Source organism: Flavobacterium sp. Sr18, assembly GCF_011064265.1.
GTDB classification, from domain to species: domain Bacteria; phylum Bacteroidota; class Bacteroidia; order Flavobacteriales; family Flavobacteriaceae; genus Flavobacterium; species Flavobacterium petrolei.
On sequence record NZ_CP049329.1, the window covers coordinates 1,832,166 to 1,846,152 of the forward strand.

General features: G+C 35.3%; 10 protein-coding genes. 3 read left to right on the forward strand and 7 right to left on the reverse strand.

Going from position 1 to position 13,987, the window contains the following annotated elements; genetic code table 11:
- Positions 1-5: 5 nt before the first annotated feature.
- Positions 6-2,843 (reverse strand): sialidase family protein, encoded by a 2,838-nt coding sequence (locus tag G7A72_RS08135; protein WP_165152100.1) that lies wholly within the window; start codon positions 2,841-2,843, stop codon positions 6-8.
- A 125-nt stretch (positions 2,844-2,968) separates the two neighbouring features.
- On the opposite strand from G7A72_RS08135, the gene G7A72_RS08140 reads away from it, so the two are divergent.
- Positions 2,969-4,261, forward strand: a complete 1,293-nt coding sequence (locus G7A72_RS08140) for an aminopeptidase P family protein (protein WP_165152101.1) — start codon at positions 2,969-2,971, stop codon at positions 4,259-4,261.
- A 259-nt stretch (positions 4,262-4,520) separates the two neighbouring features.
- Positions 4,521-5,321 carry a TIGR00266 family protein gene (locus G7A72_RS08145; protein ID WP_165152102.1) on the forward strand — a complete coding sequence of 267 codons (801 nt, stop codon included), beginning with the start codon at positions 4,521-4,523 and terminating at the stop codon, positions 5,319-5,321.
- Between the two features lie 42 nt (positions 5,322-5,363).
- Here G7A72_RS08145 and G7A72_RS08150 read toward each other — a convergent pair whose 3' ends face one another.
- Complete coding sequence (locus G7A72_RS08150; RefSeq protein ID WP_165152103.1) at positions 5,364-6,542, reverse strand: AbiH family protein; 1,179 nt, start codon at positions 6,540-6,542, stop codon at positions 5,364-5,366.
- A gap of 106 nt (positions 6,543-6,648) precedes the next feature.
- Between G7A72_RS08150 and G7A72_RS08155 the strand changes: the two genes are divergently transcribed.
- Positions 6,649-7,431, forward strand: coding sequence for an alpha/beta fold hydrolase (locus tag G7A72_RS08155; RefSeq protein WP_165152104.1), 783 nt, complete (start codon positions 6,649-6,651; stop codon positions 7,429-7,431).
- Here the strand turns inward: G7A72_RS08155 and G7A72_RS08160 are convergent.
- From G7A72_RS08160 to kbl, 5 genes are all read right to left on the reverse strand, one after another.
- Positions 7,428-8,099, reverse strand: a complete 672-nt coding sequence (locus tag G7A72_RS08160; RefSeq protein ID WP_165152105.1) for an ATP-binding cassette domain-containing protein — start codon at positions 8,097-8,099, stop codon at positions 7,428-7,430. The genes G7A72_RS08155 and G7A72_RS08160 overlap by 4 nt on opposite strands.
- Positions 8,096-8,347: a hypothetical protein gene (locus tag G7A72_RS08165; protein WP_165152106.1), complete on the reverse strand. Its 252-nt coding sequence runs from the start codon at positions 8,345-8,347 to the stop codon at positions 8,096-8,098. Before G7A72_RS08165 ends, G7A72_RS08160 begins: the two co-directional genes overlap by 4 nt.
- A 53-nt stretch (positions 8,348-8,400) precedes the next feature.
- Positions 8,401-11,178 carry a PD-(D/E)XK nuclease family protein gene (locus G7A72_RS08170; RefSeq protein WP_165152107.1) on the reverse strand — a complete coding sequence of 926 codons (2,778 nt, stop codon included), beginning with the start codon at positions 11,176-11,178 and terminating at the stop codon, positions 8,401-8,403.
- 63 nt (positions 11,179-11,241) lie between these two features.
- Positions 11,242-12,675, reverse strand: a complete 1,434-nt coding sequence (locus tag G7A72_RS08175) for an OmpA family protein (RefSeq protein ID WP_165152108.1) — start codon at positions 12,673-12,675, stop codon at positions 11,242-11,244.
- 112 nt (positions 12,676-12,787) lie between these two features.
- Positions 12,788-13,981 (reverse strand): glycine C-acetyltransferase, encoded by a 1,194-nt coding sequence (gene kbl, locus G7A72_RS08180; protein ID WP_165152109.1) that lies wholly within the window; start codon positions 13,979-13,981, stop codon positions 12,788-12,790.
- Between the last annotated feature and the right edge of the window lie 6 nt (positions 13,982-13,987).

Genomic DNA, 13,987 nt, shown 5'->3' on the forward strand with positions numbered 1-13,987 from the left:
ACTTTCTATTTTGATTCTAAAATTTCAAGATCAGTAACCACTTTCTCTTTTCCTTTTTGAATACTGATTTTATTGATTGAAATTGGAAGGTAATATTTCCCATTTTTGGCTTCTTCCAATTTTAGTTTTTTGTCTTTACTTTTCCAATTATCCGCTGCCGTTTTAGTCATTGAAAGATCGTAAATGTGTTTATTCAATCCTTTTGACGCTTTCACCTTCTGAGAATAAATAACTTCTTTTAAACTGTTTTCAATTTGCAAAAGCACGTCTGAATCCCCATTCGAATAAAACCAAATCTCTGCTTTTGGTTCTGAAGCTTTAGCCCAAGAACTCCAGCTGTTTCCCCATTCTCTTGATTTTTTGATTTTTTTAAGTTCAAAAACATGAAGATTTTCCGCTACCACTTTATCATTCAACTGTTGCACTTGCTCTAATTTGACTTTATAAATCGAACGACCGTGCGTTCCCACCACTAAATCTTTCGCTACCTTTTGCATCACTAAATCGTGAACCGCAACGTTCGGAATTCCGTTCGAAAAATCATCCCAAGTTGTTCCTTTATTTAGTGAAACATACAATCCGTTATCCGTTCCCAAATACAAAACATTCTCATTTACATTATCCTCCACAATTACATTCACAGGACTTGCAGGCAAATTATTGGCGATATTTTTCCAACTTTGACCAAAATCATCTGACATAAACACATAACTAGTGAAATCATCATTTCGATATCCATTTAAAGTCGCATAAACTCTTTCTTTCTTATGCGCCGAAGCCACGACTCTAGAAACCCAACGCTTTTGAGGCAAATTTTCCGAAATTTTGTTCCAAGTCGCCCCGCCATCTTTCGATAAATGAATCAATCCGTCATCACTTCCTGTGTAGAGTAAACCGAACTGTAAAGTACTTTCGCTGATGGCAGCGATTGTTCCAAAAGCTACATTTCCTTCCTTCACTCCTTGCGTCAAATCAGGGGAAATTGCGGTCCAAGTTTGTCCTTGATTCATCGAACGGTGCAAGAAATTAGACCCCATGTATAAAATATCCTGATTGTGCGAAGACAATAAAATAGGCGTTTGCCAATTGAATCGGAACGGTTTCTCGTCCTTTTTTGGCTTTGGCGAAACATACTCTCGCTTGTTAGTTGCACGATCAATTCTGTAATAGTTTCCAAATTGAAATCCTGTAAAAACAATATTTGGGTTTCTTTTATCAATTTGAGTTTGCATTCCGTCGCCTCCCATCAAATTTTCGTATGGATATTTTCCAGTTTGGTACCATTCTGAGGAATATTTATACGTACTTGGTCCAACCCAAACGCCATTATCCTGCATCCCGCCATAAATATTATATGGTTCTTGCTCATCTACATTCACTGCATAAAACTGACTTACGGAATGCGAATTACTTTTTACCCAATGCGCTCCATCATCATACGAAATGTTCAAACCACCGTCATTTCCATTAATCAAATGTCCGGATTTATTTGGATTCACCCAAACTACGTGATGATCTGCATGAACATTCTCTTCGCTTATGGAGGTAAATGTTTTTCCGCCATCATTTGATTTGATAATCGGCACACCTGACAAATAAATTTTATTCACATCGTTTGGATCTACAGAGATAACACTGAAATAATAGCCATACGAATAAAAGAAATCATCAATAAAATCTTGGTGGGTCTTACTCCAATTTTTTCCTCCGTTACTTGATTTGTATACTTCGGCTCCAATAACTTCTGTTTCGGCTAAACTATTTATCGCTTCCAAAACCACTTTTGCCGCTTCGTTAGGTTGCAAATACCCGTTTTGAACCCAATGTTTGATGTTTTCGGCTCTGTATTTCTCGGTTAATCCGTAATTCTTTAAAATAGAATTCAGACTTTTATTGGGTAATTTCAAGAATTCGTCTCCCGGCATAGAAAATGCAATTGGTAAAGAATTGCTTTTTTTGGATTGCAACGGTCTTTTGAATTGGTTATCCAAAACAGCATACACGTTATTGTCATCATATACCGCTAAACCAATTCTCCCAACGCCTTCGCCAATAGGAAATCCACTTTCAGCATTCGTAAAAAGCTTCCATGTCATTCCTGCATCTTCACTTTTATAAATTCCCGAAGTGGCTCCGCTTCCTATAAAATCCCACGCTTTTCTGTTTTTGCTCCAAGAAGCTGCAAATTGAATCTTAAAGTTTTTTGGCGAAACAGCCACATCTATAATACCAGTTTCATCGTCGATATAAAGGGTTTTACTCCAAGTTTTTCCGCCATTATTCGTTTTATAAATTCCTCTTTCTTCATTTTTAGAATACAAATGACCCACGGCACCCACAACAACTTCATCTGGATTTGATGGATTTATATGTATTCTGCTGATGTGATGGCTGTCGTGCAATCCCATATTTTGCCAAGTCTTCCCTTTATCTTCGGATTTTAAAATTCCAATTCCGGCGTAAGACGATCGGGACGAATTCACTTCGCCAGTTCCTACCCAAATCGTTCCTCGTTTCCAGTCTATCGCGATATCGCCTACATTTTGCGTAGGCGCCGTATCCATAACCGGCGAAAAACTCATCCCATTATTATTCGTGTACCAAAGTCCGCCTGAAGCATATCCTACATAAAACTCGGTTGGATTTTCCGGATTTACATCCACATCCACCACTCTTCCGCTCATCACCGTTGGACCTACATTTTCAAAAGCAACATTCTGAAAAAGCGATTGATTTTCCATTTGTTTTTTGGCTTCCAATGATTGCTGAATCGCTTCCGCAGAAACTTGTCCCCAAGAGACACTTTGGACTATGATGGCAGAAAAGAGTACTATTTTTTTCATAAAAACTGATTTGAATTGGAAAATTAATCATAAAAATAGTTATCTGAAAATTTTATACAGTAATTAACATCCGTTTCTCTCAAAGTTAGTATTTTTGAATATTCAATGTATAAAAACGAATTGTTATGAAATATCATCAAATTGACCGAGATTTATTTATAAAAAATAGAGAAAAATTCATGGCTCAGATGAAGCCAAAAAGTGTTGCCATCTTCAATTCTAATGATATTTATCCCGTTTCTGCCGATAGTACTTTGCCATTTGCACAACACCGCGACATATTTTATTTAAGCGGAGTCGATCAGGAAGAAAGTATTTTATTGCTTTTTCCGGATGCGCCTTACGAGCATCAAAGAGAAATGGTATTCTTGAAAGAAACCAGCGAACACATTGCTATTTGGGAAGGTGAAAAACTGACTAAAGAGCGTGCTTTTGAAGTAACAGGAATCAGAACCGTGCATTGGTTGCAGGATTTTGAAAAAGTTTTGTTCGAAATGATGACTCATGCTGAAACAATTTACATCAATACAAATGAGCATTACCGTGCTACCGTAGAAACTGAAACGCGCGAAGCCCGTTTTGTAAAATGGTGGAAAGAGAAATATCCTGCACATGCTGTTGCAAAAAGTAACCCGATATTGCAACGTCTTCGTTCTGTAAAAGAAACCGAAGAATTGGATTTAATCCAAAAAGCCTGTAATATTACCGAACTTGGTTTTAGACGATTATTGACTTTCGTGAAACCAAATGTTACCGAATACGAAATCGAAGCCGAGTTGATTCACGAATTCATTCGCAACCGTTCCCGTGGTTTCGCTTACACTCCAATTATCGCTTCCGGAAACAATGCCAATGTGTTGCATTACATCGAAAACAACCAACAATGCAAAGCCGGTGATTTGATTTTACTAGATGTTGCAGCTGAATATGCGAATTATTCTAGTGATATGACGCGTACCATTCCAGTTTCAGGAAAGTACACCAAAAGACAAAAAGAAGTATACAATGCCGTTTTACGTGTGAAAAATGAAGCGACAAAAATGCTGACTACAGGAACACTTTGGAAACAATACCATATCGAAGTGGGGAAATTAATGACTTCAGAATTGCTAGGTTTGGGTCTTATTGACAAAGCCGATGTGCAAAATGAAAAACCGGAATGGCCTGCTTATAAAAAATATTTCATGCACGGGACATCGCACCACATGGGATTAGACACGCACGATTACGGAATCCTGACTGAACCTATGCAAGCCAATATGGTGTTCACCGTTGAGCCTGGAATTTATATCCCTGCCGAAGGTTTCGGAATCCGTCTTGAGGACAACATCATCGTTCAGGAAAGCGGCGAACCGTTCAACATGATGCGCAACATCCCAATTGAAGTGGACGAAATCGAAGAGTTAATGAACAGTTAATTCCTTAAAACATACAACCAAATCGGTTTACAGCAATGTGAACCGATTTTTTTTGGGCGCAACCCAGCTTCCGTAAACTCCAGCTGCGTCGGGCTATCCGCTATAAGTCCTCGTCTCGTCAAAAAAGACGAGACTGTGGGCTTTCCACTTCTATCCCTTGCGCTTCAACGAGAATATCTGTAATTCCAAAATTCATCTTAAAGCTGTAACTTTATAATCACCTTTCCGACATATTTAAAAAACTTAAAACACAGAAATCATGCAAGCACACGAAATAGACTACCACATTTACGGCGAGGAAATGCAATATGTGGAAATAGAATTAGACCCACAGGAAATTGTAATTGCCGAAGCGGGAAGTTTTATGATGATGGACAATAATATCCAAATGGAAACCATTTTTGGAGACGGTTCCGAACAAGAAAACGGATTGTTCGGTAAACTTTTAAGCGCCGGAAAAAGAGTTTTAACAGGCGAAAGTCTTTTTATGACAGCATTCATCAATCAAAACAATACCAAAAGCAAAGTTTCATTCGCATCGCCGTATCCAGGGAAAATAATCCCAATCGACTTGACACAATTTGGTGGAAAATTCATTTGCCAGAAAGATTCTTTCCTTTGCGCTGCCAAAGGTGTTTCTGTGGGAATAGAATTCTCTAAAAAACTCGGTCGCGGATTGTTTGGTGGCGAAGGTTTCATCATGCAAAAAATAGAAGGCGATGGATTGGCGTTTGTACATACCGGCGGAACATTAGCCAAAAAAGAATTAGCAGCAGGCGAAATCCTAAAAGTCGACACCGGTTGCATCGTAGGTTTCACAAAAGATGTCGATTATGATATTGAGTTTATTGGCGGCATCAAGAATTCCATTTTTGGTGGCGAAGGATTATTTTATGCCGCGCTTCGCGGGCCGGGAACGGTTTATGTACAATCCTTGCCTTTCAGCCGACTTGCGGACAGAATTATCGCATCTGCACCAAGAGCTGGCGGAAACAGTCGTGACGAAGGCAGTTTATTAGGCGGATTAGGAAGTTTACTCGATGGCGACAGACGATTTTAAATTTTAATAATTACAAACGGCTTTCAGAAATGGGAGCAGTTTTTATCTTAAAGGAAGTTGAATTTGTGGTAAAGGTTGACAAAGTGTTTTGTTTACAATCTTTTCTCTCATTAATTTCTTCTTATTAAAATGTCTTGATATATTTTGGATAATTTCAGTGTAGTTATCAATTCCATTTTCTTTTTGATGGTAAAAAACCTTTATTGATATACAATTTGGATGTTCAAAAATTGTATTAAGCATAGTTCTATCTGATAATCCGCAAGAGTGACCCATTATATAAACTTGAAATTTCTGATCACTTTCAACAAAATCTAAAAGACGTTTGTAATTTGAACTTTGTAGATATTGAAAAGACTTAAAGTTTCTTAAATACTCATTATCATCTATGTTTTCAATCATTTTATAATCGTCGTCCATTTCGTCTCCAAAACCAAAATTAACTCTATTAATAGAATCGTTTAGTTTACCATGTATGTAATTTATTTGTTTAGCATATGCAAATCCATAAAAATATTCTTGTACTAATTTTGTATAATTAAAATTTAAAAAAAAAGTAGTGAGATCATAATTTTTTTGTGCTTTTTGCAGAAATTCTTTAACATATAATTGATCACTATTTTGAAATTCATTTAGAAATTCTTTCTCGTCAAACCTGTTTATTAATTCTGGTAAGAGAATATCTTGAATGGGATTATCTCGATACAACGTAAAATCATATTGTTCTTCAACTTTTTCTTTTAAATATTTTTCTAAAAGATTTTTAACTTGTTCAAATTCTTTATTTAACAAAACAACCTGTTGCTTTTTTTCATTTGATTTTAGTGATCCATCCTTAGTAATTATTTTTAATTGATTATAATATAGATTTTCAATATCAACCCATTTTTCTATATTTATCTGATTATTAATATTTAAAAAAAAGTTATTGGTAAATTCTAAAGTACAGTATCTCTCATATCTTGAAATAAAATACTTCAATGTTTCAAAATTATAAACACTTTTTTGCCAATCAGATTTTGCATTATAATCATTCCCAATTCGTGAAATATTTGAAACAAATAAACTATCGCTGTATGAATGATTGTCATAAAGTTCTTTCAAAACATCAATCCAATAATCATCAATAAAATCTTTATAAGAAGTCGGTAATCCATGCGCCAAATCAAATCCATTTCCAATAATCACAAGTCTGTTCATATTTATAATTGCTTTTCTCAAATATACTATTTTTAATACAAGCGCATTCATGAATTGCTTACATGACCTTATAATTCTTAAATGGTTAAAAAAATAAAATGTTACTTTTGTAAACTAAATTTTCATTTTGAAACAAGTTCTCTTTAAAAATACCAACATCTCCTATTCCGATACCGGGAAAGGAACCGCTATTGTCTTACTTCATGGTTTCTTGGAAAACAAAGGCATGTGGGATTTTTATATTCCAGAATTTGCCAAAAAAAACCGCGTCATTACAATAGATTTATTGGGACATGGAGAAACGGAATGCTTGAGTTACGTACAAACAATGGAAGATAATGCCGATGCCGTTCACGCAGTTTTATCAGAATTGCGCATCCGAAAAGCCATTTTTGTAGGACATTCTATGGGTGGTTATGTTGCTTTGGCTTTCGCCGAATTATATCCTGACACGATAAAAGGATTGGTTTTACTAAACTCGACCGCAAGAGCCGACAGCGAGGAACGAAAAACAAATCGGGATCGAGCTATCAAAGCGGTAAAACAATCTTTTATGAACTTTGTTTCACTTTCTATTGCAAACTTATTCAGCGAATCCAACAGAGAACGCCTTTCATTAGCAATTGAAATCGTAAAAAAAGAAGCTCTAAAAACACCTCTTCAAGGAATCGTTGCGTCACTGGAAGGAATGAAAATACGACAAGATCGGGAAGTGTTGTTGCACCTTACACCCTATCCTAAATTATTAATTCTGGGCGAAAAAGATCCTGTCCTGAATTACGAGGAAACCAAAGAACAAATTGAAAACACAACGGTAAAATTAGTGACTTTTCCGGACGGACACATGAGCCACATTGAAAACCAAGACCAGTTATTGATTGTATTGTTGGCTTTTTTCAAAAGCATCTAAATCATTCCTGATTTCAAATAGCCTTTTTCCACCAATTCGCTTTTGTCTTTCAAATGGTGCATTTTTCCTTCTTTCATCAACGCCAGTTTTGTGGAAACCTTAATCACATTTTCATAGTTATGATCCGTGATAATAATACCTTTTAAACAAGACATTGAAGTAATTAATTCATTAATTTTTTCAATCATTATGGGCGACAAACCATTGTAAGGCTCGTCCAACAAAACAAATTTTGACGCATTATTGAGGATTAATTTAATTTCTAAATACCGTAATTCTCCGCCGGATAAATGCTTTATTTTTTTGTTCAGCATTGATTGAATCATTTCATCGGCATAAAAATCCTTTAATTTCTCTTTGGCAATAGACAATTGAATGGTCTTTTTTATCGAGAATGAATTTGGAATAAAATTATCTTGAGGCAAGTAACTAATTTCATTTAGCAACTCACTGGTCCTTGATTTCACAACGCCATCTACTCGGACAAATTTAAAGTCAGCAGTGACAATTCCAAAAATGATTTTCAACAAAGTAGATTTTCCGGAACCATTTCTTCCTAAAATACCAATAATATCATACGTTTCGCATTTCAAATACACATCGGAAACTATGATTTTTCCATCATATTGTTTTTGAACACTGTCTACTTCTAAAATATTTTTAGTCATACGAATTTCAATACTACATTAATGAATAAAATCAGCACCATCGAAAAAACAAAATTCATTAGAAAACCATACACGAATAACTGTATTTTTGAAATTCCATTATTGTAATAAAACAAATATTCATTTTTAGCATTTACCTCTTTTATCAAAAGGCTAATGAAGAAACCAAAAATAATAAGTACGTATTTGAAGGTTTCAAATCCTCCAAAAACCCATGACAAAGCGCTTATTGACACGTTTATTGTCAAAGTGCTTTTGTAAAACTCAAAAATGTTGGCTAATTTTCTGATTGGGAGTTTTGTTAAATTATTTTCTCTTCGAAAGGAATGCTTTCATCCAAAATTTCGCTTAATAAAAGAACCATTTGTTCTAAATAATTACTCAAAATTTCTTCATTTATAATCGAATTTACTTCTTTGTCTTCTTTAAAATTAAACGGAAGAAAACCAGCTTTTAAATTCTTGAAAGAGATAATTCCGGCTTCAATTGGCTTTCCTTTTGCTTCATGTTCATACATGAAAGCATACGCCAAAACCTGAATGATTTTATCGCTTTTAATGTCTTCGGTTAATCGGTTCCAGGATTTCAGAGTGACGCTCGCTTTTTCTACTTTACCTGTTTTGTAATCGATAATTCGAATGACCCCGCTGCGCTCTTCAATCCTATCTACATTTCCTTTTATCAATACCTGAAACGGCAAATTAGGATGATTTAAAGTTCTTCCAAAAGTTTGTTCCAAAGCAATTATTTTTATCGCATCACCATTTTTAATACTTTCTAATTCTACTTTTAAGAAATTCGAAACATTACGTTTGGCCACTTCAAACGCCAATAAATTTCGACCTTTTTTTATTTCGCCTTCTTTATAAACTAATTTGAATTGTTTCAAAACCTCAGCGTCTATTTGTTTGAAACAATTTAGAATATCACTTTCTGAAATAAATTTACCAATGAATGGTTCGTATAAAACTTTTAGAGTTTCGTGGATAATAGTTCCCAAGGTATTCAAGGCAATGTTCTCCTCTACTTCTTCGACTTCGCTGATGCGTAAAATTTTCTGGAAATAAAACTGAATCGGATTTCGGATATAACTCGTCAATGCCGATGGAGAAAACCCTTTTTCGGCGATTTCTTTTAATCGTACCATCACACTTTCCGATTTTGGGATTACCATCGGCTGATACGCTGTTTCGGGTAAAACAGCATTATAAATTTCGTGCGTAAGGATATGATTTTTTTGCTTTTCGACTTCCAGTTGGGTTATGAATCGACTTTTTTCACCCGCATCCAGACCTTCACTTTCCGTATTATAAAGCAAATAAATGTTTTTGGCGCGTTGCAACAAATGATAAAAATGATAAGTATAAATCGCGTCTTTTTCTTTGAAAGTTGGCAAACCCAATTCGCGTTTGACATCATACGGAATAAACGAGTTTTGTGATTTTCCCGCCGGAAATTTTCCTTCATTCATTGAAGTGACAATAACAGTATCAAAATCCAAAACACGACTTTCCAAGACTCCCATAATCTGTAAACCATTCAACGGTTCACCTTCAAAAGAAACTTCCGCTAAATCAATTACTTGTTTGTAAATGGCATAAAGCGTTTCTATTTTATCGATATGTTTATGTTTCGAATAATAATTAATCAGTTTGTTAATGACTTTGAAAATGGCAAAAACAAAAGCTTTGGTGATTTTTTCTTCTTCGTTATCGTTGCTTAAATTTTCTTTTATGGTTTGCAATAATTTCGAAATGGTCTCTAAAACCGGAATTGAACCCTTTTCCCATTTTTGGAATAATAAGAGAAACAATTCACTCGGAATTGCATTCAATTCCATCAATTTATGATGGGTAATAAAAGTATAATTATTTTGATTGATGGTATGGACAAGCGCGCTGGTTTTTGCATACGGTTCCACCAAAGGATGCGTCAAAATATCCAATACATCTTTGTAATACAACACATAACTTTTGGCATTTCTGGATAATGCATTCGTGTGCATTTTGAATAATTTGGCAATCAAAATCTGCGCTGGATTGTTCTTACTCGAATACCCCATTGTAATATTCAAAGCACCAACACTTGACGGTAACGAATATAAAAGCGGGACCAAAAGATTTTCCTCGCCTAAAACCACAGCCACTTTATCTAGCTTGCCATCAGTCCCGAGGCTTCGGGATTCATTGATGACATTCTCGATAATACTTCCGGCAATTTTGGCCTGGCCAATTGTTTTTGGTGTGCCAATCACCTGAATGCTTTTTGTCTGCGAAAAATCATTCACAATCCATTCAAACGGATGCTGCTTATAATGTTTCCAGCTTTCTTTGAAACGTCGCACAAACAGTCCTGCATCGTGATACGGGTCATTTAGAAAGGTTTGGTCTACGTCCCAATATATTTTGGCCTGATCAGAGGCAATAAGGTGTTGGATTATTTTTTCTTCAGCGGCATTCAATGCGTTAAAACCCGCAAACAGGAATTGTTTCCCTTGTACCGAATTCGAAAAATGATTTAAGTTATTAACTGCTTCACGATAAATCAAACCCTGATATCCGATTCCTTTGTTTAGCAAATGTGTATAAAGGGATTGATAGTAATTGGGTAGTAATTTCCAAAAATCAATATATTTTTCTAATAATGCCGTTTTGTTTTCGACTTCAATTCCCCATTTTTTGATGTCTTCAATATCTTTCAGATACGAAAGAACATGCGATGGTTCTAATAAATATCGGTCAATTTCATTGAAGTCCTGTAGGAGTGTTTTCGCCCAATTGGCAAACAATTCAAAAGATTGTTGGTTTGCTTTATCGGTAATAGATAAGTAGACTTCGTAGAATTCAAATAATAGTTCAATAGGATCTATGGTTCGGATTCCCGCGATGTTTTGCACAAAATCCTCGATACTTATAATTTCGGGAGAAAGTATATTTGTGGTAATTTGATTTTTTAACGCTTCAATCAGGAATATTTTAGCTCGTTTGTTTGGTAAAACTACAATCGTATTGGAAAGATCGCTTAAATAATTTTCAATTAAAACTGTTGCTATTTTATCTAAAAAAGAAGTATTTGTCATTTTATAAAAATAAAAAAAACGCCCCGATAAATCGAGGCGTTTTCTAAAAATATTTTGGAAAAATTATTCTTTAATTAAAGAAACTTCAACTCTTCTGTTGTTAGCTTTTCCTTTAGCAGTTTTGTTAGAATCAATTGGTTTAGTTTCACCAAAACCAGTAGATCTCAATCTATCAGTAGTAATACCATTTTCAATTAAGTAATTTTTAACCGCTGCAGCTCTGTTTTCAGATAAAGTTTGGTTAAGTTCATTACTTCCATCGCTATCCGTGTGACCTTCAACCATGAATTTAGAATATGGGTATTCTTTCAAAATAGAAACCATTGATTGTAAAACTGGGAAAGTTTGTGGTTTAAAAGTAGATTTACCAGAGTTAAACAAGATAGTTTTACCATAATTGTTTAATTGTTTAATTGCTTCTTCAGTAATTTCTGGACAACCTTGGTTTGCAACAGTACCTTTAACTTCAGGACATTTGTCATCTTTGTCTAATACTCCGTCTCCGTCAGTATCTGGCCAAGGACAACCTGCATTTTCTTTAGGACCTGCAACAGAAGGACATTTGTCATCTTTATCTGCAACATCATCTCCGTCAGCATCTGGACAACCTTTCAATGCAGCTAAACCAGCAACTTCTGGACAAGCATCATCTTTATCAGCAATTCCATCTCCGTCAGTATCAGGACAACCATTCAATGCAGCTAAACCAGCAACCTCAGGACATGCATCAGCACTGTCTTGAATACCGTCACCGTCAGTGTCAGGACATCCGTTGAATTCTTTCAAACCAGCAACTTCTGGACAAGCATCATCTTTGTCATAAATTCCATCTCCATCTGTATCTTTTCCTCCAAATTTGAAGATAAGACCAGCTGAATGTTGAAAATGTGATGGAGCATCTGGAACACCAGCTGCATCTTCTCTATCACCAAAAGATTTCTTATATTTTGTAGCAAGTTCTAAACCAACATTTTCAGTGAACCAAAAAGTTAATCCAGCACCTGGATTTAAAGTTCCGTAGCTGCTATCACCAAAAAATGTATAACCTCCACCAACAGATAAAGACGGGTCAATCACTTTAGAATTGATCACGTTCATCAAACTATATTTGATAGTTGCATCAATACCATAGTACATTAAGTCTCCTGGATTAGAAACAACATATCCACGAGAATCATGACCAACAGCAGTTGGAGCAAATTTCACATATTTATCAATTTTGTTCACAGAACCAGAAAGTCCAAATGAGAAATTATCTCCTACGTATTTCGATACACTAAGGTATGATACTGAAGGAAGGATATTCCAATTGTCTTTAACTGCAAATGGTTGAGAGAAATGACGATCAAGCCAATTATTTCCTCCACCTGCACTAGTTTTAGTGTCTACGGCATTAACTCCAAAAGAGATAGCCCAAGGATTATTACTGTCTTGTGCATGAGAGCTTAAGCCCATCACCATCATTACAGCAACAAAAAGTTTGTTAAGATGTTTCATACTTAATTTTTTTAATTACAATTTAGTTAATTATAAGCAAAAGTAGTACGTAAATTTTAAATTACAAAATAATATGTTAAAAAAAACCTACAAACATGATTAAAAGTGGGAATTATATAATATTCAGCGTTTTTCCAACTTCAGTAAAGGCTTTAATTGCCTTGTCTAAATGCTCTATAGAGTGGGCAGCAGACAGTTGTACTCTTATTCTTGCTTTATCTTTAGGTACCACTGGGAAAAAGAATCCAATAACATAAATCCCTCTCTTTAACAATTCATTAGCCATTGTTTGGGATAATTTTGCATCATAAAGCATAACAGGAACGATAGCTGAATCGCCATCTATGATATCAAAACCGGCTTTTTTCATCCCATCTTTGAAGTAATTAGTATTCCACTCCAATTTATCACGTAGAGTCGTATCCTTTTCTAATAATTCAAAAACTTTGATGGAAGCGCCAACGATTGCTGGAGCAAGAGAATTTGAGAATAAATACGGTCTGGAACGCTGACGTAATATTTCAATGATTTCTTTTTTGGCAGTGGTATAACCACCCATCGCACCTCCAAGTGCTTTCCCTAATGTTCCTGTTATAATATCGACTCTTCCCATCACGCCTTTTGCCTCGAGCGTTCCTTTTCCGGTTGCACCAATGAATCCGGCAGCATGGCATTCATCTACCATAACCATCGCGTCATATTTATCGGCTAAATCACAAATTTTATCCAAAGGAGCCACAACACCATCCATTGAGAAAACACCATCGGTAACAATCAATTTGAAACGAGTTCCTGCCTCAGTAGCTTTAATTAATTGTTGTTCCAAATCTTCCATATTGCTATTTTCATAACGATAACGAGCCGCCTTACACAAACGAACACCATCTATAATGGAAGCGTGATTCAAACTATCTGAAATTATCGCATCATTTTCTCCTAACAAGGGTTCGAAAACTCCACCATTAGCATCAAAAGCTGCCGCATAAAGAATGGTATCTTCAGTACCATAAAATTCAGAAATTTTTCTTTCCAATGTTTTATGAATATCCTGAGTTCCGCATATAAAACGAACTGATGACATTCCGAAACCATGAGTATCCAAAGCATCTTTAGCAGCCTGAATCACTTCTGGATGCGATGATAATCCAAGATAATTATTGGCACAAAAATTCAGAACAGTTTCTCCTGTAGAAATAGTGATTTCTGCTCCTTGAGGCGAAGTTATAATTCTTTCTTTTTTGAAAATTCCGTTATCTTCAATAGTTTGTAATTCTGCTTGAAGATGTTCTTTTATTTTTCCGTACATTTTTTA

Excerpts from the sequence above, each read along its gene's own strand:
- G7A72_RS08170 (WP_165152107.1), bottom strand. The coding sequence starts at position 11,178 with ATGACAAATACTTCTTTTTTAGATAAAATAGCAACAGTTTTAATTGAA.
- kbl (WP_165152109.1), bottom strand. The coding sequence starts at position 13,981 with ATGTACGGAAAAATAAAAGAACATCTTCAAGCAGAATTACAAACTATT.
- G7A72_RS08140 (WP_165152101.1), top strand. The coding sequence starts at position 2,969 with ATGAAATATCATCAAATTGACCGAGATTTATTTATAAAAAATAGAGAA.
- G7A72_RS08160 (WP_165152105.1), bottom strand. The coding sequence starts at position 8,099 with ATGACTAAAAATATTTTAGAAGTAGACAGTGTTCAAAAACAATATGAT.
- G7A72_RS08145 (WP_165152102.1), top strand. The coding sequence starts at position 4,521 with ATGCAAGCACACGAAATAGACTACCACATTTACGGCGAGGAAATGCAA.
- G7A72_RS08135 (WP_165152100.1), bottom strand. The coding sequence starts at position 2,843 with ATGAAAAAAATAGTACTCTTTTCTGCCATCATAGTCCAAAGTGTCTCT.
- G7A72_RS08175 (WP_165152108.1), bottom strand. The coding sequence starts at position 12,675 with ATGAAACATCTTAACAAACTTTTTGTTGCTGTAATGATGGTGATGGGC.